The organism is Amycolatopsis sp. NBC_00438 (assembly GCF_036026695.1).
Taxonomy (GTDB): Bacteria; Actinomycetota; Actinomycetes; order Mycobacteriales; family Pseudonocardiaceae; genus Amycolatopsis.
Map to the genome: position 1 here is coordinate 9,592,350 of NZ_CP107923.1, position 25,265 is coordinate 9,617,614.

A 25,265-nucleotide genomic window follows, 5' to 3' on the forward strand; every position below is an offset into this window, starting at 1 on the left:
GACCCGCGTAGCTCGTGTCCCGCCGGCGGGAAACGGCGGCGCGTCTCCGGTCAGCAGGTCGCCGGGTCTCCCGGGCCCGCCGGCACGCTTGTGGTGCGGGCCGGGCGGGATCCGGTCGCCGGTTGCAGGGGGCAGACCCGGACCACGGGCGGGCCGGCGTCGGCCCGGTTGCCGCTGTTGTCGAACGTGATCATGCCGCCCGCGCCGCGGACCGCTTGGCCCGCCGCGGAGAAGCCGCTGATCGCCGTGTTCACCTGGCTGCGCTGGACCGGTTTCGCGGCCGGGAGGGTGCGCAGGGCTTCGGACACCGAGACCGTCGAGTCGTAGGCGTTGACCGCCCAGCCGTCGTCGATGTCCGCCAGGTCGAACCCGGCGCCGGTGAACGACTCCTCCAGATCGGCGAACCCGGGGTTGTCCGGGCGCTTCTTGTCGGCGCCCGAGACGAGCGTCGTGAGCAGGCGCACCTTGCCGGTGGCGAAGCTCGCCGACCGCAGGGCGCGGACCCGCAGGTCCTCCAGCATCGGGTTGTCCTCGACCGCGCGGAGCCGCTGGCCGTCCGAGGTGCTCACCACGGCCACCGACGTCGCCGCGCACTGGCCGCTGCCGAACGCCTCGTCGAGGCTGAACAAGAGCCGGGCCAGGTCACTGCCGCGGGCGATGTACACGACGGTGACGTCCTTGGCCGTGCCGCAGATCCGCCTCGCCGTCTGCAGCACCGTGGTGGACTCGTCGGCGTCGAACTTCACCTCGGTGACGTCGCCGCCGAACCGGCGCTGCACCATCGGCAGCGCGGTGCAGGTGTACGGGTCGGAACCGCCGGTGGGCACCATGATGAAGTCCGGCCGCGCGGTCACGACGGCGGCGAGCCGGTCGATCTGCACCCGGTTGCGGTAAGCGACGCGGTAGAAGTAGTCCCGCCCGATCCCGTGCTGGTAGGTGATGTCCGGGTCGCACGAGTCGAACTGCGGCTGGTCCTCGCGCGAGCCGGTCTGGTCGAAGCCCTCCGCGGTGATCACGTCGGACACCATCGGGATCTTCGCGCCGGCGAACAGGTCCGCGGTCCGGGCCGCCTGTTCCTGGCTCAGGCCCATCCCGACGACCGCGACGACGTCCGGCCGGTCGGCTAGCGCCTGCGCGACGTCGAGTCCTTCGCTGTCCGGGCCGTACGCGCCGATGTTCGCGACCACCAGCCGCATCGGGTGCACGCAGCCGGTGCCGTTGGCGTGGCGCTGACCCGCCGCCATGCCTTCGAGCTCGTGCACCGCGCGGCCGCCCGTGTAGCGGTCGGTCATGGTCACCAGCACGCCGACGGTCACCGGCGTGCCGTCCGGGTCGCAGCTGTCGGCGGCCGCGTCGTTCTGGTGGGCGATCGTCTGCAGCACGGGGGCGAACCGGTCGAGGCCGAAGGCGTACGAGCCGTCGGACAACCCGACGCACTCGCCGGCGGCGGACCAGGCGGCGGTACCTGGCCAGCCGTCGTTGCAGGTGGCCAGCCGGCCGAGGTCCTGCCGGAAGACGACGACGCCGGTGGCGGTGACGGCCAGCAGGACCACGAGCCCGAGCCGGAGCCAGTCGATCCACAGTTTCGGGAAGCGGTCGGCACGGGGCACGACCACCCAGCGGTAGCGCGAGGGCAAGGTGGGGTCCTTCCGGGAGGTGGGGCGGTCAGCGCCGGGGCCACATGAGGAACGGCGGCCGCTCGTCGCCGTACCCGGCCAGGTGGGTGAGGCTGTGCGAGGCGAGGGTCTGCAGGGTCTTGCGATTCCACGCGGAGGTGAGGCACGGGTCGTGGAGTGCGGGGAACACGCCGAGCAGCACGACGATGTGGTCCACCGGAGTCGCGGGCTGCTTCGGACCGCAGACGGCCGCGAAGTCCCGTTCCCGGGGGTCCGGGGTGGCGGTGACCTCGTCGAGCAGGGTCAGCCAGTCCGCGGCCCGCAGCTCCCGCAGGAGGCCGGCCAGCTCCTTGGCCACGACCTCCTTGCCGCTCAGCAGCCTTTCGTGGTGCAGCCGGCCGGCCGGGTCGTCGGGCCCGGCACGGTCCCGCAGCTTCCGGAACACCGCCGTCCAGCCGGTCGCCGGGTCGTCGCGGGCGGCGAGGAGCCGCAGGCCGGCGTACCGGGCCAGCGGGTGCAGGCGGCCGCCGTCCGCTCCCGGAGGCGACCACAACGTCGGTGACGTGAACACGGGGGAGCCGATGCCGATCGGGTGCGGCAGCAGCGGGAGCAGCCCGTCGGCTTCGCGCCGATCACGGGCACCCGACAGGGTCACGAGCGCCTCGAACTGGGGCTCGTCGACGTCCTTGCGCGCGCTCAGGCCGCGGGCGAACGGTTCGAGCAGCCGGTGGTCGATCGGGACGTCGCCCGGTCCGCGGCGGCGCAGCAGGCCGTCGAGGTCGTCGGCCAGCTCGGGCCCGGCGACGAGCGCGCGCAGGACGATGCCCGTCCCCTCCGGGTGGCCGTGGGTGAGGTGGTGGGTGATCAAGCCGTACCGGCGTCCGCCACCCCAGTCGAAGCTCTGGGCCAGCAGGCAGACCTCCTCCTGGCCGAGGTCGGCCGCCGGCACCCGTACCCACGGCCGGGCCGGGTCGGCCCCACCTGTCCAGCCGGTGTCCGCGGTGAGCACGTCGGCCAGCGCGCCGGCGGAGGCGACGGCCACGTTCACCGGGTCCGGCAGGCCGGCGCGCGTGGCGGCCAGCCCGGCCCGGACGCGGATCAGCGAGCCGATGAAGGCCGACGGGCCGGGCAGGTCGGCGTCGTCGATGAGCACGAGCACGTTCGGTGCGGTGCCACGGGCCGACTCCCAGCTGTGCCGCAGGTCCGCGAGCAGGGCGGCGACCAGCAGGTCGGTCACTCCTTCGCGCAGGTCGGCACGGTCACTGCGGGCCCGGTTGCTGAGGTCGATCAGGATCTGGGCGGCGTTGTAGCGGAAGCCCTTGTCCTGGTGGCCGAACCAGGCCACGAGGCCGTCCCAGTCGATCTGCCGTTGCCAGGCCCGCTTGCGCAGGGCCGCCAGGACGCCCGCGGCCACCTGCTTCGCGATCGCGGAGGTGACCGCGGCGACGGGTGGGGCGGCCTGGTTCGCGGCCAGTTCTCCACCGGCGGCCACCAGGCCGACGACGAACTTGGTCACCGCGGCGGGCTCGCTGTAGGCGGCCAGCACCACCTTCAGCCGGCTCAGCGCCGCGGCCGCGGTCAGCCCGGAGAAGTCTTCGCTGAGGACGATCTGCGCGATCACCGTGCGCGGGAACTTGACGTCGTAACCGCGGATTCCCGGGGTGAGACCGAGCATTACGGCCGTGAGGACGCCGCGCACAGCGGAATCCGCGGGTTCGCCGTTGTCGTGCGGTTGAACCAGTGCTGTCGGCGTCTTTTCCCGGTATTCCTCCAGCGTTTTCCGCAACGCCGTGGAACGGCCGGAGCCGCCGGTTCCTTCGAGGACCAGAACCGGCGACGGTGGTCCTCCGGCGTCGGTGACCTGTGCTTCCACCAGTGCGCCGAGAGTGATGGAGAGGTTTTCTGGCACTTTTCTCCTTGCCGTCCAGTCTCCCCCGACTGGAAGGCAATACTTTAAACGCCGGTCCCGGGACCCGTCCCGGAGTAGTTGTGCTCAAACACACTCTTCACCCATTCGAGTGAATCGTGCACTCGCGGGGTAATCAAATTCCGTTCAATTCGGCGGGCCGTTGCGCCAATCAGTTCCACTCCACCGCGACTCCGGCCAACCCCGGACCCGCGTCGTTGAAGAACGCGCTGCTGACGCCGCCCATGTCGCACGCCAGCTCCTCCGCCACCACCGGCAGGGCGTCGTCGCGGGCGCGGACCTGGCGGGTGCAGCGGGCCGGGAGGGCGTTGCGGTCGAAGCGCAGCTGGACCAGGTAGCTCGCGCAGCGGTCGCGCAGCATCCGGTAGTAGCCCGGCGACGCCGAACCCGAGTCGTCGCGGACCTCGAAGCAGAACACGTGGATGTCGCCCTCGGCGAGCTTGCGGTCGAACAGCAGCTCGGTCGCCATCGTGTCCGCGTCCGGGTTGCGGCGCATGCGGCCGACGCGGCAGCCCTCGTCCGTGATCAGCTCGACGTCGTCGATCCGGCAGCCCGGATCGCCGTTGTAGACCGTCAGGTAGCGGTCCGGGCCGTGCCGGCGGGCGCGGGTCACCAGCCGGGTCCGGAGACTGACCTGGCGGTGCTCGGCGTCGAACGTGATCGTGTCGTGGACCGACAGCAGCTCGAGGTCGGCGTTGTAGTGGTTCGACGACGGGTACGCGCCGAGCTCGGCGAGCAGGTCCTCGACGATCGACCCCATGTCACCGGAACGCAGGTCGTGGAACGACGCCGCCGGCTGGTGGCCGCGGCGGACCAGTCGCGGGCCGATCAGCACCACGAGGGCGTCCGCGGGCAGCTGGAGGACCGATTCCAGGGCCCGGACCGCCGGCAGCGCCTTGGGCACCTCGGGCTGGCGCAGCCCGCGCTGCCAGTAACTCAGCGTCGACTGTCCGATTTGGACCCCGCGCAGCGCGAGGTGCGCGCGGAGCCGGGCGAGGGAGAGGCCGCGGTAGGCGATCGCGAGTCTCAGGGCATGGTGGAATTCGCCGGTCCGGAGCGCTTCGGTCAGCTCTTTCGGCAGTTCGGCGACCGATGCCCGGGTCGCCCGGGCGCCATCGATGATCAGTGGGAGGTTCCCGTCTTGTACCACCGCTCGTCCCTTCACCCGACCAGTGTGTGCGCTGGGCGTGAACACCGCGGAACGTTCACGTTAGCAGCGTAAAGTAGACGTGCCGACCCCCGTTCAGGGTGGTTGGCCACGTGATGGTGACTGTTCCGCGTTCCGGCTGCCCCCCGGAACGGTCCGTTCCTCCAGATGGCGTTCTTGCTCCGGGTGACGGCGTTGTTCACCGTGGTGACCACCGCTGGTTCGCCCACGTTCGAGCAGGAGGGCCGTCCGTGCTGGTGAAGTCGAGCAGAGTCCACGCCGCACTGGCGGTGAGCCTGATGCTGTGCCTGGCCGTGCCGGCCACCGCCGCCGCGTCCGGAGCGCCGTCGAACGTCCGGAACCCGATCTCGATGCAGGCGCAGCAGCGGAACCAGTGGTGCTGGGCGGCGTCGGGCAACACCATCGCGGCCTACCACGGCGTCACCGTCAGCCAGACGCGCTTCTGCCAGCTGGCCCACGACACGGCGGGGACCGACTGCGCGAACCTGCCGGGCACCCTCGCCGATCCGCAGCGCGCCTTCGCCCGCCTCGGGTTCACCTCGCCCGGCCGCTACGTCGACAGCCGTATCCCCTACGCCTCGATCCGGACGCAGACCGCCGCGAACCGGCCGGTCGAGACCCGGGTCGGCTACCGCTCGGGCGGCGGTCACACGCACGTCCTCTACGGCTACGACACCAGCGGCGACTGGGTGTACTGGGGTGACCCGGGGCCGGCCCGGCGCTACAACTGGTCGACCTACGGGTACTACACGCAGAACTCGTCCTTCTCCTGGACGCACACGCTCACGGGGATCACCCGATGAGCAGGCGAGTGCTGGTGCTCGCCGTGCTGACCGGCGCGGCGCTGCTGATGACGGCACCGGTGTCAGGCGCGGCCCAGGCGCCCGGCATCAGCAGCGCCGACGCCGCGGCGGCCCGGAGCGCGGCCGCCGCGCCCGGGCTCCAGGACACCCTGGTCCGGTTCTTCGCCCAGGCGCCCGGCGCGCCGGCCGCGCCGGTCTCGGTGCGGATCGCGCCGGACGCCTACCCCGTCTACGACCTGGCCGCGGACTTCGTCGTCGGCAAGCCGGACGCGGCCCCGGGCGTGTTCTCCTACTTCGCGGTGCCCGTCCAGGCTTCCGACGGCCGGACCGCGACGCTCTGGTCGGTCCGCGGGGACGACGGCGCCTGGCAGGTCGGCAACATCGCCTCGGGAGACGTCGAGACGGCGTTCGCCCGCAAGCTGCCCGCCGGCGCCCAGTTGCTGCACGAACCGCAGGTCGACGCCTGGTACGCGGTCGGCGACGGCCGCGTCACCCCGCTCGACGGCGGCGGCGCGGTGACCATCGCCGACTACCAGCGCGCGGTCGGGGCGAAGTACGCGGACAAGCTCCCCGGCTCGGCCTACGACCGGAAGGGCGAGGCCGGCGGCTACGGCGCCACCGGCTCGGTCATGCCCCGCGGCGACGGCGGCCCGGCGCCCTCCAGCAACGACACCGGCTGGATCCCGCTGCTGATCCTGGCCGGGGTCCTGCTGGTCAGCGGCGCGGGTTACTACGTGCTGCACCTGCGGCGGGCGACCGCCTAGTCGTACCGGCGGGCTCGGCGTCGATCACCTTCCACCGAGCCCGCCGGTCCACCACCGTTACTGTGACGCCCATGGGGCGACTGGTGGTCATCGAAGGGCTCGACGGCGCGGGCAAGCGCACGCTGACCGAGGGGCTGACGAACGCGTTGCGCGCCCGGGGCGCGAGCGTGGCGAAGCTGGCGTTTCCGCGGTACGGCGAGAGCGTGCACGCGGACCTCGTCAAGGAGGCGCTGCACCGCGGGCACGGCGACCTCGCCGACTCGGTGTACGGCATGGCCGTGCTCTACGCGCTGGACCGCAGCGGTGCTGCGGACGAGATCCGCGCCCTGCGTGACACGCACGACGTCGTCCTGCTCGACCGGTACGTCGCGTCCAACGCCGCGTACGCCGCCGCGCGCTTGCGGCAGGACGCGGCCGGCGAGGTCGTGAAGTGGGTGTGGGAACTGGAGGTCGCCCGCTTCGGTCTGCCGCACCCGGACGCGCACCTGCTGCTGCGGGTCGCCGCCTCGGTCGCGGCGGAACGCGCGGAACGCCGTGCGGCGGCCGAAACCGACCGCGAGCGCGACGCCTTCGAGACCGACGACGGTCTGCAGCGGCGCTGCGCGGACGTCTACGACGAGCTGGCCGCCGCGGGCTGGCTCGCGCCGTGGCACGTCTTGGACGGCGTGGCGGGCGTCGACCTGGAGTCCCTTGCCACCACGCTCCTGGGCTGACCGGCTCGAGGTCAGGCCAGCAGGCGCGCCGGGTCGAACCGGGCGATCGGATGCGTGGTCGTCCCGTCGACGACCAGGTCCGCGACGATCTCGCCGACCACCGGCGCGAACTTGAAGCCGTGGCCGGAGAAGCCGCACGCCAGCAGCACGCGTTCCTCGGCGGGGTGTGGCGCCAGCACGAAGCTCTCGTCGGCGGTGTCGGTGTACATGCACGTCACCGCGCGGAGGAACGCGCCGGGCAGCGTCGGCAGGTGGCACTTGACGACCGTGGCGATCTCGTGGACCTCGGCTTCGGTCACCGTCCGGTCGAGACCGTCGGGCGTGCACGGCCGGCCGCCGCTGTGGAACGCGACCTTCACGCCGTCACCCGCCGCGTTGTGCGCCGGGAAGCCGTAGAACGTGTAGCCGTCGGCTTCCCAGATGTAGACCGGGTGCCGGCGGAACGGCTCGACCCCGCCCGACGGCGCGAACCAGAACTGCACCTGCCGCCGCACGGTGAACCCGACGCCGAGGTCGCGCAGCAGCTCGCCGGCCCACGCGCCGGGACACAGCACCAGCCGGTCGGCCGTGTAGTAGTTGTGCGAGGTCCCGACGCGCACGCCGCCGGCCATGGTGCTCCAGGTGAACACCTTCTCCTCGTGGTGCAGTTCGGCGCCGCACCGCGCGGCGAGCTGCAGGTGCGCGGCGACGCTGCCCTCGGGCGACACCAGCCCGGCGCCCGGCTCGTACAGCGCGACCTCGTCCGGTGCCGGTGACGTCGTCGGGAACCGGCGGCGGATTTCCCGGGCGTCGAGCAGTTCGTGCGGGATGCCGAACGCCGCCGCCGAGGCGACGCTGCCGGTGATCGTCCGCGAAGCCGCCGCGCCGACCATCAGCCCGCCGCAGCGGGTGAACAGTTTGCGTCCGCTGTCGCGCTCGAGGCCGCCCCACAGTTCGTGGGCCCGCAGCAGGAGTGGCACGTACTCGGGGCCTTCGAGGTAGGCCTGGCGCGTGATCCGCGAACCGCCGTGACTCGACCCGCGGTTGTGCACCGGTGCGAACTGGTCGAGGCCGAGCACCCGCTGGCCGCGCTGCGCCAGCCGGTACGCGGCGGCGCTGCCCATCCCGCCGAGGCCGAGCACGATCACGTCGTAGTGCGTCATACGACCCTCCCCGGGACGCGCGTGCCGAAGTACTCGATCTCCACCGGCGTCCCCGGCACGCTGTACTCCGCCGGCAGCCAGGCGTACGCGATCCCGTCCGCGGCGCTGGTGACGTACCCGGCCGCGCGACCCTCGACGTACACCGGTTCCTGGCCCAGCACGACGCCGTCGACGCTCAACCGGGTCAGCCGGCGGCCGGTGCCGGCGTCGCAGCGGCCGGCGAGGGCGTCGCGGCCGAGGAAGTAACCCTTGTCCAGCCGGACGAGCGAGCCGAGCCCGGCTTCGTACGGATCGTGCTCGGTGGTGACGTCGACGCCCGGGACGGGCACTCCGGCTTCCAGCCGCAGGCTGGTGTACGCCTGGTGCCCGGCGGCGGTGATCCCGCGCGCCCGCAGCGCGTCCCACAGCCGTCGGCCCAGGTCCGCTGTGGCGTGGACCTCCCAGGACACAGTGGACAGTCGCAACGCGACTACGGGGACGTCGTCCACATAGGTCTCCTCGGCGGGGGACTCCACTGTGGACAGTTCGGGCAGGGCGTCGTGGGTCAGCGGACCCGAAACGCCGACGCAGCACGTGCCGGGCGTGGTCTCGTGGAGCTGCACGGTGCCGTCGCCCGGCAGGTGGCGCCGCAGCCAGTCGAAGTCCAGCCGGCTGCCGGCGCCGACGTGGAACCGTTCGCCGCCCAGCCGGGCGACGGTCAGCAGGCCGCGCACCCCGCCGTCCTCGCCGAGCAGCAGCGTCCGGGTGACCGAGCCGGGCGGCTTCGCCAGGTCGCCGGTCGTCATGGCCTGCAGGAACGGCAGCGCCCCCGGGCCGGTGACCGCCAGCCGCGGCACCGGCGTCAGGTCGAACATCGCGACGCGCTCGCGGGCCTCGAGCGCCTCCGCGTACCCGATCGGCGACCAGTGCCGCGCGGCCCAGCCGGCGCGCGCCGGGGCCGTGGGCAGGTCCGCGTTGGCCTGGTACCACTGCGGCCGCGCCCAGCCGTCCGCCGGCAGGAAGTACGCGCCGAGTGCGCTCTGCCGCTCGAAAAAGGGTCCCGTCCGCGCCGGCTCGTCCCGGGGATCCAGCGGGTGCACGATCTCGTGGACCTCGGCGAAACCCTTGCCCCGCAGGGAAACGCGGTCGAAGCGGGCCAGGTCGCAACCGTGCACGGCCAGCGTCGGCTGCCCGTCGACGAGCCAGCGCGCCAGTTCGCGCGCGACCCCGGCGGAGTGCTCGTCCCGGACGGCCTCGGCCACCCAGAAGCCTTCGAGGTCCGGGTGCTCGCCCAGCAGCGGCATCCCGTCCGGCGTGCCCGGGAGCGTCACCGTGCCGACGATCTCGGGCTTGGCGTCGCGGAGCGCGGGCAGCAGGGCGGCGGCCGCGTCCCACGCCGGGTCGAAGTCCTCGTCCCGCAGCGTGAGGGCCCCGACGCCGAGCCGGTCGACGTGCTCGCGGAAGTACAGCGCGCGGTCGTGGTGGCGCAGCACGGGTTTGCCCGCCTGCGCGTGGTCGTCGTTGTGCCCGGCCAGTTCCGCCAGCGGTGACGTCCGCGCGTACCGGTGCGGCCGCGGCACGTGCGGCACCGCCAGGCCGACGAGCGCGCCGGCGCCGTCGCACGACACGACGACGTCGGCGCGCAGCCGTCCGGAAGCGGTGACGACGCCGGTGACGCGTCCGCCGGACCGGTCGATCGCCACGACGTCGTCGTCGAGGAACTTCGCACCCCGCGCCGCCGCCCGCCGCGCCTGGGCTTCGGCCGCGTTCCCGGCGTGCAGCAGGCCGTCACCCGGGACGTGGAACCCGCCCAGCACCGGGGTTTCGTCGAGGAGCGGGTGCAGGTCGGCGCATGCGCGGGGCGTGCGCAGGAAGCCGCGCACGCCCCACGACGTCGCCCAGCCGTGCCGGCGCTTGAGGTCCGCGAGCCGCTCGGGAGTGGTCGCGAGCTCCAGGCTGCCGACCGGGTTGAAGCACCACCGGCCGTCGAACGTGAGGCCGCTGTACTTCGCGGCGGTGTACTTCGCGAACTCCGTCAGCGTGCGGTCCGCGCCGGTCCGGAACACGAGCCCGGGGGTGTCGGGCCGCGCGCCGCCGCCCAGCACCGTGACGTCGGTCCAGCCGCGCTCGGTCAGCTCGTCGGCGAGCGCGCGGGCGACGAGACCGGTGCCGATGACCACCACCCGGGGCTGTGCCATCGCGGGATCCCTCCGGGCGAAGTTGCGTCTTCGGCAACAACGTGCGTCATGCGCGACTTGCTGTCAAGCGCCCGAAAAGGTGCCGGTTCACGCCCAGGTGAACTCCATGATCCAGTTGGATTCCCAGGTCTTCCCGCCGTCGGCCGAGAACTCCTGCTCCCACCGCGGCGACAGCCCCGTGGTGCCCGACCACAGGTAGTGCGCCTTGATCGGCTGACCCTCGTGGACGTCGTCGCCGTAGAAGTCGCCCCGGCCGCCGGCGAAGGTGCCCACGACCGGCGGCTGGAGCAGCCCGGTGCGGTCGTTGGCCCAGTAGATCGACCACTCCTTCCGCTCGACGTCGAACAGGCGCAGGGTGAAACCGCGGAACCCGCGGGCGGGGAAGCGGATCTCTTCGGTGTTGCCGCCGCCCTCGAAGAGGGTCCGGCAGGTGGTGGTGCCGGGGAAGACGTCCCAGTCGTCGCAGCCGGCGAAGATCGTCTTGAGCCGCCGGCTGACGACGGTCCAGGAGCCGTGGAGGAAGTCGAAGTCGTTCATGACGGCGATCCTGGGCCGCGATCACTGACACCTTCGGTCAGTGGTGGCTGGCAGACTTCGCCGGGTGCGTGCGAGCCGGCTGGTGTCCCTGCTTCTGCTGCTGCAGAACCGCGGCCGGATGAGCGCGTCCCGGCTGGCCGCCGAGCTGGGCGTGACCGCGCGGACGGTGTACCGCGACGTCGAGGCGCTGGCCGCCGCGGGCGTGCCGATCTACGCCGAGCCCGGCCCGCGCGGCGGCTACCAGCTGATGGACGGCTACCGCACCCGGCTGACCGGCCTGACCGCCGACGAGGCCGAGTCGCTGTTCCTCACCGGCTTGCCGCAACCCGCCGCCGAGCTGGGCCTGGGCGCCCAGGTGGCCGCGGCCGAGCTGAAGCTGACGGCGGCGCTGCCGACGCCGTACCGGGACGCGTCGACGCGGATCCGGCAGCGGTTCCACCTCGACGCGCCCGGCTGGTATCGCGAAGCGGACCCGGTGCCGCAGCTGCTCGCCGCCGCGGAAGCCCTGTGGCGGGACCAGGTCGTCGAGGTCCGCTACCGCCGCTGGTCACCTCGCCCCGGCGTCGTGACGCGGCGGCTGCACCCGCTCGGCCTGGTCCTCAAGGCCGGCGTCTGGTACCTCGTGGCGTCCGGGCGGACCTACCGCGTCACGAACATCGTGGACCTGACGCCGCTCGGCGAGACGTTCACCCGGCCCGCCGGCTTCGACCTCGCGGAGTTCTGGCGGGAGCACGTCGAGCGGTACGAGCGGGCGGACCTCGACGAGACCGCCGTCGTCCGCCTTTCCCCGGCGGGAATCGCGGCCCTGCCCGAGATTCTCGGCCCGAAGGCGGCCCGGCTCGTCTCGCACACCCTCGAACCCGCGGACGCCGAGGGCTGGCAGCGCGCGGCCGTCCCGCTGGAGAGCGTGCCGCACGCCGCCGCCGGACTGCTCCGGCTCGGCGCGGACGCGCAGGTCCTCGAACCCCCGGAACTGGTGGCGCACATGGGAAAGACGATCCGGGCGATGGCGCGGTTGTACTAGTCCCGGAAGTAACCGAGCTGCGCGGAAAGGTCGTCCGCGGCCTCGGTCATCGGCCGCACGATCTGCTTCACCCGCTGCTTCGACAGCCGGTACGACGGGCCCGACGCGCTCATCGCGGCGACGACGTCGCCGCCCGGGCCGTGGATCGGCACCGCCACGGCGTGCATGCCGAGCTCGAACTCCTCGTAGCAGGCCGCGAAGCCGTCTTCGAGGATCCGTTCCAGCTCGGTCATCAGCTCGTCCGGCTCGACGGTCGTGCGCGGCGTGTACTGCTCCAGCTTCCGCTTCAGCACCCGCTTGCGTTCGGCTTCGGCCATGTAGGCCAGCAGGATCTTGCCGCTGGAGGTCGCGTGCAGGGGCGTCCGCTGGCCGGTCCAGTTCTGCGTGGTGATCGCCGCGGCGCCGCGGGCCTGGCTGATGTTGATCGCGACGCCGTCGTCGGCGATGGCGATGTTCACGGTCTCGCCGAGCTCCTCGGCGAGGGTCAGGCAGCTGGCGCGGCCGAGCTTCGCCAGGTCCATCCGCCCGGTCGCGGCGCCCGCCAGCCGGACGATGCCGAAGCCGATCGCGTACTTCCCGCGTTCACCGAGCTGTTCGACCAGGCCTCTCGACTCCAGGACGCTGAGCAGGCGCGACGCCGTCGACTTGTGCACACCCAGTTCGCCGGCGATCTCCGTGATGCCGGTTTCGCCGTTGCGCGCGAGCAGCTCCAGCACGCTGATCGCCCGGTCGACCGACTGCACCTGGCTCTGAGTTGCGTTGCCCGAGTCCTGGTTCCGCATAGCGCAACACTATCCGTTTTGCGCACTGCCTATCGGCTGAGTGGGCGAATCTCTTGACGCGGCGGCCCGGCGGACCGCCTGAGCCCACCCCACAGGTCCGTGAAGGCCTCCTTGAGGGACTCAGAGTCCCTGAAGGAGGCCTTCACGGACCGTCCAGGGGCACCCGGATGGAGCAGGGACCGGTGCGGATCTTGATCTTTCTGGTGGTCAAACACGCGGGTCGCGCGTCCGGCCGTCGGAACTAGTGCGAATATGTGGTCATGAAGGCACGTGTTCTCGTGGTCGACGACGACCCTGCACTCGCGGAGATGCTCACCATCGTGCTCCGTGGGGAGGGGTTCGACACGGCGGTGGTCGCCGACGGCTCACGCGCGCTTCCCGCGCTGCGTGAGCTGAAGCCCGACCTCGTCCTGCTCGACCTGATGCTGCCCGGGATGAACGGGATCGACGTCTGCAAGGCGATCCGCGCCGAGTCCGGGGTGCCGATCGTCATGCTCACCGCCAAGAGCGACACCGTCGACATCGTCCTCGGCCTGGAGTCCGGCGCCGACGACTACGTCGTCAAGCCGTTCAAGCCGAAGGAGCTGGTCGCCCGGGTCCGCGCCCGGATGCGCCGCACCGAGGCCGAACCGGCGGAGTCGCTCACGATCGGCGACCTGGCGATCGACGTGCCCGGCCACGAGGTCACGCGCGAGGGCAAGGCCATCCCGCTGACCCCGCTGGAGTTCGACCTGCTGGTGGCGCTGGCCCGCAAGCCGCGTCAGGTGTTCACCCGCGAGGTGTTGCTCGAGCAGGTCTGGGGCTACCGCCACGCGGCCGACACCCGGCTGGTGAACGTGCACGTCCAGCGGCTGCGCTCCAAGGTCGAGAAGGACCCGGAACACCCCGAGGTGGTGTTGACCGTTCGCGGCGTCGGGTACAAGGCCGGCCCGCCGTGATGGCTCCATGACCAGGGAGGCCGGTAGACGGCTTCCCGCGTTCGCGCGTTCGACGGCACGCCTGGTGCGGCGTGTCGTCGTTTTCGCGCGCCGTCGCGCGGTGGCGTTCAACGAGCTGTGGAAGCACTCGCTCCAGTTCCGCGTCACCGTCTCGACGCTCGCGCTGTCCTCGGCCGTGGTGTTCGTGCTGGGCATGGTCCTGCAGAACCAGATCACCGAGCGGCTGCTGGACACCAAGCGCGACGCCGCCACCGCGCAGACCCGCGCGGCCGCCGAGACCGCCGCCGGTGAGCTCGTCGGCCTCGGCAGCGAGACGTCCGAGGCGCTGAGCAACCGGCTCGAGAACGCGCTGAAGAAGATCGCGATCACGCCGACCAGCCAGGACGCGGCGGGCTCGGCGGCGGGCACGTTCATCCCGGTGCTCGCCAGCGGCGGCCACGACCGCTCCGGCGACGAGCCCGCGTTCGCCGGGCCGTTCGAGAACGTGCCGCCGCGGCTGCGGCAGTTCGTCGAGGCCGAGCAGACGAGCTACCTCGAGCACACGGTCACCGACATGAACGGCGGCCGCACGACCTACCTGATCGTCGGCACGCCGCTCAAGACCGTCGCCAGCCCGCTGCAGCTGTACTTGCTGTTCCCGCTGACGACCGAGCAGAACACCGTCTCGACCGTGCAGAACACGCTGCTGGTCGGCGGCCTCGTCCTGCTGCTCCTGCTGGCCGGCATCACGAACCTGGTGGTGCGGCAGGTGGTGCGGCCGGTCCGGTCGGCCGCCGCGGCGGCGGAGCAGTTCGCCGGCGGCGATCTCGACCAGCGCCTCGCCGTGATCGGCGAGGACGACCTGGCGAAGCTCGCCGTGTCCTACAACGGGATGGCCGCCAGCATCCAGCGCCAGATCCGCCAGCTCGAGGACTTCGGCGGGCTGCAGCGCCGGTTCACCTCCGACGTCTCCCACGAGCTGCGCACGCCGCTGACCACCGTCCGGATGGCCGCCGACGTGCTGCACGCGTCGCGCGAGCAGTTCCCGGCCGGGCTCGCGCGCTCCACCGAGCTGCTGGTCGACGAGCTCGACCGGTTCGAGGCCCTGCTCGGCGACCTGCTGGAGATCAGCAGGCTCGACGCCGGCGTCGAAGACCTGTCCGCCGAGTTCATCGACGTCCGCCCGATCGCCACCCGCGCGGTCGAGCAGGTGCGGGTGATCGCCGGCAACGCGGGCAGCTCGGTCGAGCTCGTGCTGCCCGACGAGGAAGTGCCCGCCGAGGTCGACTCCCGGCGCGTCGAGCGGATCCTGCGCAACCTGCTCGGCAACGCCGTGGACCACAGCGAGGGCCGGCCGGTGGTGCTCACCGTCGCGGCCGACGAGACGACGGTCGCCATCACCGTCCGGGACCACGGCGTCGGCCTGCGGTCCGGCGAGGCGGACCTGGTGTTCAACCGGTTCTGGCGCGCCGACCCGTCGCGCAACCGGCGGACCGGCGGCACCGGCCTCGGCCTGGCGATCAGCCAGGAGGACGCGCGCCTGCACGGCGGCGAGCTCGACGCGTGGGGCGCGCCCGGCCAGGGCTCGTGCTTCCGGTTCTACTTCCCGCGCCACCAGGACGTCCCCGCCGGCGAGCCGCCCCTGGCCCTGCCGCCGCCGGACCACATCCCGGGCGAGGTGCCGCTCGGGATCATCGAGGTGACGCCGGCGCCGGAGGCGATCTTCGCCGAGCGTGAGGAAGTCGGTCAGTGAAACGCGTTCTGCTCGCATTGTCGTGCTTGGTGCTGCTGGCGGGCTGCGCCAACGTGCCGCTCGAGTCCCAGCCGGTCGTGGTCTCGGGGGACCGGCAGGGCCAGGGCCAGAACGTCGAGGCGCCCGATCCGCCGCACGACATCGACCCGTTGACGCTGGTCCGCGACTTCATCGGCGCGACGCTCAAGCCGGGCCAGAACAACGGGGCCGCCCGCGCGTACCTGGACGACCAGGGCCGGGCGGCCTGGCGGCCCAGCCGCAGCCTGACGATCATCCAGGACACCTTCGGCACGGTTTACGACACCGAACCGCAGCCGGACCCGAACACCCAGGTCGTCAACGTGCGCGGGATCGACGTCGGCACGCTCGACCAGAACAGCGCGTTCGTCCCGGACTACAGCTCGGCGCTGCTCCACGTGAAGGTGCGCAAGCAGCCGACCGGCCAGTGGCGGATCGTCGACCCGCCCGCCGACCTGTACGCGACCGAGTCCGACTTCAGCGAGAACTACACCGCGGTACCGGTCGTCTTCTATTCGGAGTCCGCCAACACGTTCGTCCCCGACCGGCGCTACGTCGTCGCGAAACCGCAGGCCGGGTTGCCGAGCCGGGTGATGGACATGCTGGTCAACGGCCCGTCGACGAGCCTGGCCGGGGCGGTGAAGAACCTGCTCGGCGAACCAGTGGCGATCGACACCAACGTCAAGAGCCTCGACGACGGGACGCTGGTGATCCCGCTGACCGGGCTGACCGGCGTCAGCGACGACATCCGGAACCTGATCGCCGCGCAGATCGTGCTTTCGCTGCAGTACGTGACGTCGGCGCGGATCCGGATCCTCGCCGACGGCGCCGCGCTGGTGCCGAACCACCCGGACTGGCGCCAGAGCGACCTCCCCGCGTACGGCGCGGCGCTCTCGCCGAGCCAGGACCTGCTGGGTCTGATGACGGTCGGCGGCCGGGTCCGGTCCCTCGGCGACGGCGCCCCGATCGCCGGCCCGGCCGGCAACGGCGGATACGACGTCGTCAACGCGGCCCAGTCGATCGACGGCAAGCGCCTCGCGGTGGTGGAGCGTACCGGCGGCGGGGTCCACCTGCGGATCGGCGACCTCGGCCGCGAACTGCCGCAGGTCAACGTGGCCGGCAGCACCCTGAGCCGGCCGACGTGGCGCCCCGGCGCGTCCGAGGTGTGGACGGTGGTCGACCAGCTGTCGGTGGCCCGCATCGTGCTGACCCCGAACGGCCAGTGGACCCCGTTGACGGTGAACGCCTCCGACCTGATCCAGCAGGGCAGCGTCTCGGAGCTCCGGTTCTCCCGCGACGGCGCCCGCGTCGCCGCCGTGGTCGGCGGCCAGCTGTGGGTGGCGTCGGTGGTCGGCTCGGGCGGCGATTCGGTCAGCCTGCGCGAGCCCCGGCACCTGCAGCCCCACGACCTCCAGGACGTCGTCGACGTGGACTGGCTGACCCAGGACACCCTGGTCGCGGTGACGTCCAGCGTGTCGCAGCCGGTGGTCCGCGTGACGGTGGACGGCCAGCGGATGGACGCGTTCAACAGCTCCAACCTGACCACCCCGGTCCACGGCGTCACAGCGGCCCCCAGCCGCCCGATCGTGGTAGCCGACGCCAGCGGCCTCTGGACGGCGTCGGTGCTCGGCGAGGTCTGGCGCCCCCAGAACCATTCGGCGAAGGACGCGGACCCCTTCTACCCGGGCTGACACTTTCGGGTGAGGGCTGTGGGCTTCGAGGCCGAAACTGTCGGTGGTGGTCGCGACACTTTCCGTATGTTTCTCGACGCGCTTCTCGACCTGTTGATCCCCAGCCGCTGCGCCGCCTGCGGAGCCCGCGGCGCGCCTTGTTGCGCCCGATGCGGGGGCGTCTGGGGCGCGGTGAGGGAGGTGGCCCGCGTGCCCACGGCGGGGTTGGTCCGGGTGTTCTCCCTGGCCCGCTACACCGGAGTCGGACGGCGGTTGTTGATCGCGTACAAGGAGCGGGGGCGCCGTGACCTGGCACCGGCCCTCGGGACGGCGCTGGCGGAGGCGCTGGCCGTGTTGCCGCTACGGGGAACCGGTGCCGGAACCGTTTCCGCATCTGTTCCACAGCTTGCGGAACGGGGTTCTGGAACCGGTTCCACACGGCAGCCGCCGGACCGGCCTCGGACTGCCGACGATGCTGTCGCGTACGGGCAAGCCGGCCTGGTCCGCGCGGCGGGAACGGTTTCCGCTGGGCGGTTGTCAGGTCGTCCTCGGGGTGCCGACGATGCTCCCGTGCTCGGGCAACCCGGCCAGGCTCGCGCGGCGGGAACGGTTTCCGCTGGGCGGTTGCCAGGTCGTCCTCGGGCTGCCGACGATGCTCCAGCGTTCGGCCAAGCCGGGTTAGCCCACGCAGCGGGAACGGCGCCCGCTCGGCAGCCGCCAGGCCAGTCCCAGAGCGCTGCTTTGGCGTACCGGCCGGCGGACTGTGCCGACGGAACCGCCGCTCCGGTCCAGAGCGCCACTCCGGCCTTCGCGCACCGGCCAGGCCTGGCCGGCGCGGCTGGAACCACGTCCGTCCGGCAGCCGCCGGACGAAGCCCGGAGCGCAGTGTTCGCGCACCGGCCACCAGGGCTGACCCGCGCCGCATCCCTCGGTCTGCCATCGGACCTGGCCCAGAGCGGCGGCCCACCTCCCGGAGCCCGCAAGATCTGCCTGGTCCCGGCACCGAGCCGGCCATCCGCATCCCGGGTACGCGGTGGCCCCCACGTCGAGCGTCTGGCCGAAGCCGCGGCGAAAGTCTTGTCCACCCGCGGCTTCGAAGTGGCCGTCGCACCAGCGCTGGAGCTGGCCGGAAGCGCCCGCGATGCAGTCGGGCTCGGCCACGCCCAACGCGCCGCCAACCTGGCCGGCCGTCTCCGGTTCCGAGAGGCCGGACGCCCACCACCCGGATTCCCGGTGGTGGTCCTGGACGACGTCGTGACCACCGGCGCCACCGCGGCCGCATGCGTGCGCGTATTGGCCGCAGAGGGCATCGCGGTCTCGGCTGTCCTCACCCTGCTCGCGGCCGGGTGAGGACCGGGTGAACCGGCCCCAGCGTCAGTCGCCCAACCCTGGGCAGCCGCCGGAACTCCTGCCGAATGGAGGCAAAGACGCGAACGGCAAGTTCACCAAGACCGAGGACCGCGGGCGCGACATGTGCACGGCGTCGCCGCGATAGTCCGCAGCGACCGCGGGCGCGATCTGTGCACGGCGCCGCCGCGACAGTCCACGGCGACCACGGGCCCGATCGCGGGCTCGATCGTGGTCCGTCACCGGGCCGCCCCCGCGACATAAAAACCCCATCCCCGGCAAACCTGGCGCAGATGAACGGCGAAAGCGAGCCACCAAACCGATCTCCGAAGACATTTCGCGGCCGGGTGAATCCCCGAATCAGCACCTCCGGACCGCGCCGACCCAGCACCGGAAACCCCAACCACGCCCCAAACACCTGCAAACCGCGGTTCCGCCTGGTCACACCAGCCTCTCCGAGCCCCACCAACCCCACCCACACCACAAGATCGCCGGCCACCGAAAGCACCCACCCCCACCACCCCGCGCGCCCGGGTGACCGGGGGTGTCACCTACACGAGTGACTTCCGGCGGGAACGCGAGCGGACCCGCGGCCGTTGTCCGGGCATGAGGGTGTCGATCAAAGCCACTCGGGTGCCGAACCACTCCACCGGAGTGGTGGCTGTGCCGGACAAGGCCGTCACCCTCGGCGTCCGTGCAGGTGGTGTGGTGCGCCGTCCGTGTGATGCCACGGCCACCGGCGCGCGTCCGACCAGCGGGTGTTTTCTGGTGTTCACCCCTCGCTCACTGCGCGGGGTGACGGAGTCTCATTCCCCGACATCCCCCGGCTCGGGGGCTGTTGTAACGGGCGTGAGGAAGCTAACGTGCTCCGCTATCAGCAATCCCCGCAGGCAGGGAGGTGACGAGCCCATGTCCCTGGCGCCGGAGGTGCGCTGAGTCCGCGCTCGGGCATCCGGCACGAGACGTCGTGAACCGATCCGAGTTCCTTCTCAGCCCGCGATCCGGGCTTCCGTCCCCGCTACACCGGCGCCGTGTGTGAACTCAACAGCTCGCAGTCATCTCAGCGAGGGAGGTCGTGTATGGACATCGTCGTTAAGGGCCGCAACGTAGAGGTGCCCGAGCACTATCGGGCACTCGTCAGCGAAAAGCTGGCCCGCCTCGAGCGCTACGACAGGAAAGTCATCCGGTACGACGTGGAGCTGTTCCACGAACCCAACCGGCGCCAGGCCAAGAGCTGCCAGCGCGTCGAAATCACCGGAAAGGGGCGTGGCCCGGCCGTACGCGCTGAAGCGTGTGCCGCCGACTTCTACGCAGCGCTCGATTCCGCAGTCACCAAGCTGGAAAACCGGCTGCGGAGGACACACGACCGGAGGCGCGTGCACTACGGGCGCAGCCGACCGGAATCGGTCGCCGAAGCGACCTCTGTACTGCCGGGTGGTACCTCCCCGGCCGCCGCCAGTCCCGCCGCGCGTACCGCGGTGTTGGACGCACCCGAAGCCGAACCGCACACGAACGGCTTCGCGAGTGCCGACGAGATCGCCCTGCCCCAGCAGCAGAGCTGGGCCGACGACGACCTGGGCCACCAGCCCGGCCGCGTCGTCCGCGAGAAGCAGCACACCGCTGATCCGATGACGGTGGACCAGGCTCTCTACGAGATGGAGCTGGTCGGCCACGATTTCTACCTCTTCAACGACTCCGACGCGGGCCGGCCCAGCGTGGTCTACCGGCGGAAAGGCTTCGACTACGGCGTGATCCGGCTCGGCTGAGCCGGCTCGAAGGAGGCCTCCGCCGATGGCCCGCACGCGCCCGCGTGCGGGCCATCCGCATGTCAGGACGTACGGCGTGTGCACACGACGCCCCGGGTTCCCTACGATGGGGTGGAACGGTGGCGCCGACCCACGGCCGCCGCCGTGGGAGAACCTGTCCGGGACCGGCCCGGGCGCGCTCATGATCAGCTAGTGAGGTCGACCGGATGGTGCTGAACCGCCTGCTCCGCGCGGGCGAGGGCAAGATGGTGAAGCGGCTGCGCAACATCGCCGATCACATCAACACCCTCGAAGACGACGTCAAGGACCTGACCGACGCCGAGCTGCGGGCCAAGACGGACGAGTTCCGCAAGCGGCACGCGGGCGGGGAGTCCCTGGACGACCTGCTGCCGGAAGCCTTCTCGGTCGCCCGGGAGGCGGCCAAGCGGGTGCTCGGCCAGCGGCACTTCGACGTCCAGCTGATGGGCGGTGCCGCCCTGCACCTGGGCCAGGTCGCCGAGATGAAGACCGGTGAGGGCAAGACCCTGACCTGCGTCCTCGCGGCGTACCTCAACGCCATCCCCGGCAAGGGCGTGCACGTCGTCACGACGAACGACTACCTGGCCAAGCGCGACTCGGAGTGGATGGGCCGCATCCACCGCTTCCTCGGGCTCGAGGTCGGCGTCATCCTGTCGGAGCAGCAGCCGGACGTCCGGCGCAGCCAGTACAACGCCGACGTCACCTACGGCACGAACAACGAGTTCGGCTTCGACTACCTGCGCGACAACATGGCGTGGAGCCTGGACGACTGCGTCCAGCGCGGGCACAACTTCGCCATCGTCGACGAGGTGGACTCGATCCTCATCGACGAGGCGCGGACGCCGCTGATCATCTCGGGCCCGGCGGACCAGTCGTCGCGCTGGTACGTCGAGTTCGCGCGGCTCGCCCCGCTGATGAACGGCATCGACACCACCACGATGGGGTCGCGCGAGCGGGTCGAGAAGACGAACCTGATCAACTCGAAGTACCACTACGAGGTCGACGTCCGGAAGCGCACGGTGGCCGTCACCGAGAAGGGCGTCCGGTTCGTCGAGGACCAGCTCGGTATCGAAAACCTGTACGAGGCCGCGAACACCCCGCTGGTCGGCTACCTGAACAACGCGCTGAAGGTCCAGGAGCTCTTCCACCGCGACAAGGACTACATCGTCCGCAACGGTGAAGTCGCGATCGTCGACGAGTTCACCGGCCGCGTGCTGCACGGCCGCCGTTACAACGAGGGCATGCACCAGGCGATCGAGGCCAAGGAAAAGGTCGAGATCAAAGCCGAGAACCAGACCCTCGCCACGATCACGCTGCAGAACTACTTCCGGCTCTACGGCAAGCTTTCGGGCATGACCGGTACGGCCGAGACCGAGGCCGCCGAGTTCCACCAGACCTACAAGCTGGGCGTGGTGCCGATCCCGACGAACCGGCCGATGGTCCGCGCCGACCAGCCGGACCTGATCTACAAGACCGAAGAGGCGAAGTACGAGGCGGTCGCCGAGGACATCGCCGAGCGGCACGAGAAGGGCCAGCCGGTCCTGGTCGGCACGACCAGCGTCGAGAAGTCCGAGCGCCTGTCGAAGCTGCTGGTGAAGCTGAGCGTGCCGCACGAGGTGCTGAACGCGAAGCACCACGATCGTGAGGCGCTGATCGTCGCCCGCGCCGGCCAGAAGGGCGCCGTCACGGTCGCCACGAACATGGCGGGCCGCGGCACCGACATCGTGCTGGGTGGCAACCCCGACCTGATCGCCGACCACGTGCTGCGCGAGCAGGGCCTGGACCCGGTCGAGCACTCCGAGGAGTACGAAGCCGCCTGGCCGGCCATCCTCGAGAAGGTCAAGGAAGAGTCGAAGGCCGAGGCCGAGATGGTCCGCGACGCGGGCGGCCTGTACGTCCTGGGCACCGAGCGGCACGAGTCGCGCCGCATCGACAACCAGCTCCGCGGCCGGTCCGGCCGGCAGGGTGACCCGGGCGAGTCCCGCTTCTACCTGTCGCTCGGTGACGAGCTCATGCGCCGCTTCAACGCGACCATGGTCGAGCGCGTCATGACCACCATGCGGCTGCCCGACGACGTGCCGATCGAGCACAAGATGGTCTCCAAGGCCATCAAGAGCGCGCAGACCCAGGTCGAGCAGATCAACATGGAGCAGCGCAAGGACGTCCTCAAGTACGACGAGGTCATGAACGAGCAGCGCAAGGTGATCTACGCCGAGCGCCACCGCGTCCTGGCCGGCGAGAGCCTGCGCGACCAGATCGAGGGCATGCTCGTCGACGTCGTCAACGCCTACGTGGACGGCGCGACGGCGAACGGTTACGCCGAGGACTGGGACCACGAGAAGCTGTGGACGGCGCTGAAGACGCTGTACCCGGTCAGCCTCGACTGGGACGACCTGCTGGAGGACGGTGACCTCGACGCGAGCACGCTGCGCGAGGCGCTGGTGCAGGACGCCCGCGACGCCTACGACAAGCGCGAAGCGGAGATCAACGCGCTCGTCGGCCCGGAAGGCATGCGGACCCTGGAGGGCCAGGTCATGCTGACGGTCCTCGACCGCAAGTGGCGTGAGCACCTCTACGAGATGGACTACCTCAAGCAGGGCATCGGCATGCGGGCGCTCGCGCAGCGCGACCCGCTGATCGAGTACCAGCGCGAGGGCTTCGACATGTTCCGCGCGATGCTCGACTCGTTGAAGGAGGAGGCTGTCGGCTTCCTGTTCAACCTGCAGGTCGAGCGGGCCGAAGCGCCGCCCGCCGAGGACGCCGCCGCGCTGCCGGCGGGCGTCGGCACCGGCAACGGCCAGGCCGTGCCGGAGGGCCGCCACGCGCGGCCGGCGCCGCCGCAGCCGCCGACGACCGACACCGAGTCCGTCCCGGCCGCGCTGCGCGGCAAGGGCCTCGGCGGCAACAGCCAGCAGTCGGGGCTGACGTTGTCCGGCCCGGGTGAGGACGGCGAGGTCGAGGCGCACGCCGAGGAAGCGGGCGACTCCACGGGCGGCAGCGGCGCCACCCGCCGGGACCGCCGGGCCGCCCAGCGTGACGCGGCCAAGAAGGGCAAGAAGGGCCCGCGTCGCTGACGTGAGCCGCTGATGTGAGCCGAGAACGGGGCGCGTGGAGCTGTCTTCCACGCGCCCCGGTTTCGTGGACGGGGGAAGTTCGTGACGACGTTGTCGGCGGTGGCCGATCCGCAGGAGTTCTTCGCGTTGTTCGCCGCCGATCGGCGGCCCGATCCCTACCCGCACTACCGGCGGTGGCGGGAACGCCGGCCGGTCGCGGTCCTGGCCGAGCGGATGTTCGCCGTCAGCGGCATCGCGGAAGCCACACAGGTGCTGCGCGACCCGGCGTTCGGGCACCCCGAACCCGAGTACCTGGACCCGGCGGACCGGCGGCCGGACCAGCCGGTCGACGAGTCAGGACGCGTGGTCCGGGCGTTCCTGTCGCTGAACCCGCCCGACCACACGCGGTTGCGGCGGCTGGTGGCGAAGGCGTTCACGCCGCGGATGGTCGAGCAGCTGGCGCCGCGGATCGAAACGCTCACCGCGGACCTGATCGACCGCGCGCCACGCGAATTCGACCTCATGACGACGCTCGCGAAGCCGTTGCCGGTCGAGGTGATCGCCGAACTGCTCGGCGTCCCGCTGGACGACCGCGAGCAGTTCGCGGAGTGGTCGCACGCGATGGCGCGGGCGCTGGATCCGCCGTTCCTGCAAAGCCCCGGGACGGTCGAACCGGCGGTCCGCGCGCGCCGGTCGTTCGTCGGCTACTTCCGCGAACTCGCCGCGAAACGGCGGCGCGAGCCGGGCGAGGACCTGCTGTCCGCGCTGGTGGCGGTGTCCGACGCGGGTGACGCGCTCAGCGAGGGCGAACTCCTGGTGACGCTCACCCTCCTGCTGATCGCCGGGCACGAGACGACGACGAACCTGATCGGCAACGGCGTGCTGGCGCTGCTCCGCCACGACGGCCTGCGCCCCGCCGCGGAGGCGTCCGATCGGGTGGTCGAAGAAGTGCTGCGCTACGACTCGCCGGTCCAGCTGACCGCGCGGACCGCGGTGCGCGACACGACGCTCGGCTCGTTGCCGGTCCCGGCGGGCAGCCAGGTGATCGTCCTGATCGGCGCGGCCAACCGCGACCCCGCGAGCGGCCCGGAGACGTTCGACCCGGGCCGGGCGCCGGGCAGGCACCTGGCGTTCGGCCAGGGCATCCACTTCTGCCTCGGCGCGCCCCTGGCCCGGCTCGAAGGCCGCATCGTCTTCCGCGAGCTGGCCCGCCGCCGCCCGGACCTGGCGCTGGACGGCACCCCGGCCTGGAACCCGACGACCACGCTGCGCGGCCTGTCGGCGCTGCCGGTCCGGTCGTGAGTGGCGAAGGGGGGCCGGCACCCGGATCACCACTCACGACCGTCTACCTGCGACCGTCGCGCTGGGACGGTCGCGGCGGGGCCCGGGCCGCGCCCGCCCGCCTCACGCCGCGGCCCGCTGGGGACGCCGGTCGAGCCGCTGGGGTTTCAGCAGCGCGAAACGCACGCACTGCCACCCCGTCGCGGCGCGGGTGAAGCGGGCCGCCAGCGCGAACGACCGGCCGTCGGCCTCCACACGGGCGCACGCCTCGATCACGCCCGCCACCGGGTTGCACGTGTGGACACTGTGCGTCCGGTGCCGCGGTTGCGGCAGGCGTGGCCCGCTGAGGCCCGCGTACACCTCCGGGGCCACCAGGCCGCGGATCTGCGGCACCGGGCGACGTCCGTCGTAGGCCTCCAGCAGCATGTTCAGCAGGTGGCCCACTTCGGACGCCTCGAGCTGCCTCGACGCCGGCCCGCGCGCGCCGGCCCGGCGGGGCTCTTCCGGCGTCACGGCCGCGAGCCGTTCGGCCCGGCGGGGCGCCTCGTAGCGGATCAGCGTTCTCAGGCGATGTTCCTCGGACATTTCCTCCCCTCCCGGACTCGGCATTTCGCCGCATCCGCAGGCTTAGAGGGAGCGAAGGCCCGAATCGCGTCAGGAATCGCACGATTCGGGGGAGAACCGCCGAAGCGATGGCTTCGCCGGTGACTGTGCGCTAAGGGCACATCGCATTGTTGCGCTCTGAGAGACAGCGCCCCGCCACACGGCTATGGTGTGCCGGGTGCTGAA

Annotated in this window: 20 protein-coding genes; 12 read left to right on the forward strand and 8 right to left on the reverse strand. The window is 71.7% G+C overall.

Translation table 11 applies throughout. The features are described from left to right. Positions 1–50 precede the first annotated feature (50 nt). The 3 genes from OG494_RS44330 to OG494_RS44340 all read right to left on the reverse strand — a co-directional run bounded on the left by OG494_RS44330 (position 51) and on the right by OG494_RS44340 (position 4,693). Positions 51–1,637, reverse strand: a complete 1,587-nt coding sequence (locus OG494_RS44330) for an ABC transporter substrate-binding protein (RefSeq protein ID WP_328449203.1) — start codon at positions 1,635–1,637, stop codon at positions 51–53. 28 nt (positions 1,638–1,665) lie between these two features. Then, the gene (locus tag OG494_RS44335; protein ID WP_328449205.1) at positions 1,666–3,525 is read right to left on the reverse strand and encodes a hypothetical protein; all 1,860 of its coding nucleotides are present in this window, start codon (positions 3,523–3,525) and stop codon (positions 1,666–1,668) included. Between the two features lie 169 nt (positions 3,526–3,694). Next, positions 3,695–4,693, reverse strand: coding sequence for a hypothetical protein (locus tag OG494_RS44340; protein ID WP_328459209.1), 999 nt, complete (start codon positions 4,691–4,693; stop codon positions 3,695–3,697). Positions 4,694–4,941: 248 nt separating this feature from the next. Between OG494_RS44340 and OG494_RS44345 the strand changes: the two genes are divergently transcribed. From OG494_RS44345 to OG494_RS44355, 3 genes are all read left to right on the forward strand, one after another. Next, the gene (locus OG494_RS44345) at positions 4,942–5,514 is read left to right on the forward strand and encodes a papain-like cysteine protease family protein (RefSeq protein WP_328449207.1); all 573 of its coding nucleotides are present in this window, start codon (positions 4,942–4,944) and stop codon (positions 5,512–5,514) included. Continuing rightward, the gene (locus tag OG494_RS44350) at positions 5,511–6,278 is read left to right on the forward strand and encodes a hypothetical protein (protein WP_328449209.1); all 768 of its coding nucleotides are present in this window, start codon (positions 5,511–5,513) and stop codon (positions 6,276–6,278) included. Before OG494_RS44345 ends, OG494_RS44350 begins: the two co-directional genes overlap by 4 nt. A 71-nt stretch (positions 6,279–6,349) precedes the next feature. Then, the gene (locus OG494_RS44355; protein WP_328449211.1) at positions 6,350–6,991 is read left to right on the forward strand and encodes a dTMP kinase; all 642 of its coding nucleotides are present in this window, start codon (positions 6,350–6,352) and stop codon (positions 6,989–6,991) included. An 11-nt stretch (positions 6,992–7,002) separates the two neighbouring features. Here the strand turns inward: OG494_RS44355 and solA are convergent, their stop codons facing one another. The 3 genes from solA to OG494_RS44370 form a co-directional block, all read right to left on the reverse strand. Further along, complete coding sequence (solA, locus tag OG494_RS44360) at positions 7,003–8,133, reverse strand: N-methyl-L-tryptophan oxidase (protein WP_328449213.1); 1,131 nt, start codon at positions 8,131–8,133, stop codon at positions 7,003–7,005. Beyond that, the gene (locus OG494_RS44365; RefSeq protein ID WP_328449215.1) at positions 8,130–10,310 is read right to left on the reverse strand and encodes an FAD-dependent oxidoreductase; all 2,181 of its coding nucleotides are present in this window, start codon (positions 10,308–10,310) and stop codon (positions 8,130–8,132) included. Before OG494_RS44365 ends, solA begins: the two co-directional genes overlap by 4 nt. 87 nt (positions 10,311–10,397) lie before the next feature. Continuing rightward, the gene (locus tag OG494_RS44370; RefSeq protein ID WP_328449217.1) at positions 10,398–10,847 is read right to left on the reverse strand and encodes a hypothetical protein; all 450 of its coding nucleotides are present in this window, start codon (positions 10,845–10,847) and stop codon (positions 10,398–10,400) included. Between the two features lie 64 nt (positions 10,848–10,911). Between OG494_RS44370 and OG494_RS44375 the strand changes: the two genes are divergently transcribed. Further along, a complete protein-coding gene (locus OG494_RS44375; RefSeq protein ID WP_328449218.1) occupies positions 10,912–11,871 on the forward strand; it encodes a helix-turn-helix transcriptional regulator in 960 nt (319 codons plus the stop codon). Here OG494_RS44375 and OG494_RS44380 read toward each other — a convergent pair. Then, positions 11,868–12,653, reverse strand: a complete 786-nt coding sequence (locus tag OG494_RS44380; protein ID WP_328449219.1) for an IclR family transcriptional regulator — start codon at positions 12,651–12,653, stop codon at positions 11,868–11,870. The two genes, OG494_RS44375 and OG494_RS44380, sit on opposite strands and share 4 nt — an antisense overlap. Before the next feature lie 260 nt (positions 12,654–12,913). Between OG494_RS44380 and mtrA the strand changes: the two genes are divergently transcribed. From mtrA to OG494_RS44420, 8 genes are all read left to right on the forward strand, one after another. After that, positions 12,914–13,591 carry an MtrAB system response regulator MtrA gene (gene mtrA / locus OG494_RS44385; RefSeq protein WP_005150760.1) on the forward strand — a complete coding sequence of 226 codons (678 nt, stop codon included), beginning with the start codon at positions 12,914–12,916 and terminating at the stop codon, positions 13,589–13,591. Positions 13,592–13,598: 7 nt separating this feature from the next. Then, a complete protein-coding gene (gene mtrB / locus OG494_RS44390; protein ID WP_328449220.1) occupies positions 13,599–15,323 on the forward strand; it encodes an MtrAB system histidine kinase MtrB in 1,725 nt (574 codons plus the stop codon). Next, positions 15,320–17,032, forward strand: a complete 1,713-nt coding sequence (locus OG494_RS44395; RefSeq protein WP_328449221.1) for an LpqB family beta-propeller domain-containing protein — start codon at positions 15,320–15,322, stop codon at positions 17,030–17,032. The genes mtrB and OG494_RS44395 overlap by 4 nt, the downstream gene beginning before the upstream one ends. A 451-nt stretch (positions 17,033–17,483) precedes the next feature. Next, entirely contained in the window at positions 17,484–17,693 is a 210-nt protein-coding gene (locus OG494_RS44400; protein ID WP_328449223.1) for a hypothetical protein, read from the forward strand. A 416-nt stretch (positions 17,694–18,109) separates the two neighbouring features. After that, positions 18,110–18,361, forward strand: a complete 252-nt coding sequence (locus tag OG494_RS44405; protein ID WP_328449225.1) for a hypothetical protein — start codon at positions 18,110–18,112, stop codon at positions 18,359–18,361. 1,076 nt (positions 18,362–19,437) lie between these two features. Next, entirely contained in the window at positions 19,438–20,124 is a 687-nt protein-coding gene (gene hpf / locus OG494_RS44410) for a ribosome hibernation-promoting factor, HPF/YfiA family (protein ID WP_328449227.1), read from the forward strand. 206 nt (positions 20,125–20,330) lie between these two features. Further along, complete coding sequence (gene secA, locus OG494_RS44415) at positions 20,331–23,216, forward strand: preprotein translocase subunit SecA (RefSeq protein WP_328449229.1); 2,886 nt, start codon at positions 20,331–20,333, stop codon at positions 23,214–23,216. Between the two features lie 81 nt (positions 23,217–23,297). Further along, positions 23,298–24,497 (forward strand): cytochrome P450, encoded by a 1,200-nt coding sequence (locus tag OG494_RS44420; protein WP_328449231.1) that lies wholly within the window; start codon positions 23,298–23,300, stop codon positions 24,495–24,497. Positions 24,498–24,599: 102 nt separating this feature from the next. On the opposite strand, the gene OG494_RS44425 is transcribed toward OG494_RS44420, so the two are convergent. After that, entirely contained in the window at positions 24,600–25,061 is a 462-nt protein-coding gene (locus tag OG494_RS44425) for an Rv3235 family protein (RefSeq protein ID WP_328449233.1), read from the reverse strand. Positions 25,062–25,265: the final 204 nt, after the last annotated feature.

Coding starts and splice junctions, on each gene's coding strand:
- OG494_RS44350 (WP_328449209.1), top strand. CDS start 5,511: ATGAGCAGGCGAGTGCTGGTGCTCGCCGTGCTGACCGGCGCGGCGCTG.
- OG494_RS44355 (WP_328449211.1), top strand. CDS start 6,350: ATGGGGCGACTGGTGGTCATCGAAGGGCTCGACGGCGCGGGCAAGCGC.
- solA (WP_328449213.1), bottom strand. CDS start 8,133: ATGACGCACTACGACGTGATCGTGCTCGGCCTCGGCGGGATGGGCAGC.
- OG494_RS44365 (WP_328449215.1), bottom strand. CDS start 10,310: ATGGCACAGCCCCGGGTGGTGGTCATCGGCACCGGTCTCGTCGCCCGC.
- OG494_RS44370 (WP_328449217.1), bottom strand. CDS start 10,847: ATGAACGACTTCGACTTCCTCCACGGCTCCTGGACCGTCGTCAGCCGG.
- OG494_RS44380 (WP_328449219.1), bottom strand. CDS start 12,653: ATGCGGAACCAGGACTCGGGCAACGCAACTCAGAGCCAGGTGCAGTCG.
- mtrA (WP_005150760.1), top strand. CDS start 12,914: ATGAAGGCACGTGTTCTCGTGGTCGACGACGACCCTGCACTCGCGGAG.
- mtrB (WP_328449220.1), top strand. CDS start 13,599: ATGACCAGGGAGGCCGGTAGACGGCTTCCCGCGTTCGCGCGTTCGACG.
- OG494_RS44400 (WP_328449223.1), top strand. CDS start 17,484: ATGCTGTCGCGTACGGGCAAGCCGGCCTGGTCCGCGCGGCGGGAACGG.
- hpf (WP_328449227.1), top strand. CDS start 19,438: ATGGACATCGTCGTTAAGGGCCGCAACGTAGAGGTGCCCGAGCACTAT.
- secA (WP_328449229.1), top strand. CDS start 20,331: ATGGTGCTGAACCGCCTGCTCCGCGCGGGCGAGGGCAAGATGGTGAAG.
- OG494_RS44425 (WP_328449233.1), bottom strand. CDS start 25,061: ATGTCCGAGGAACATCGCCTGAGAACGCTGATCCGCTACGAGGCGCCC.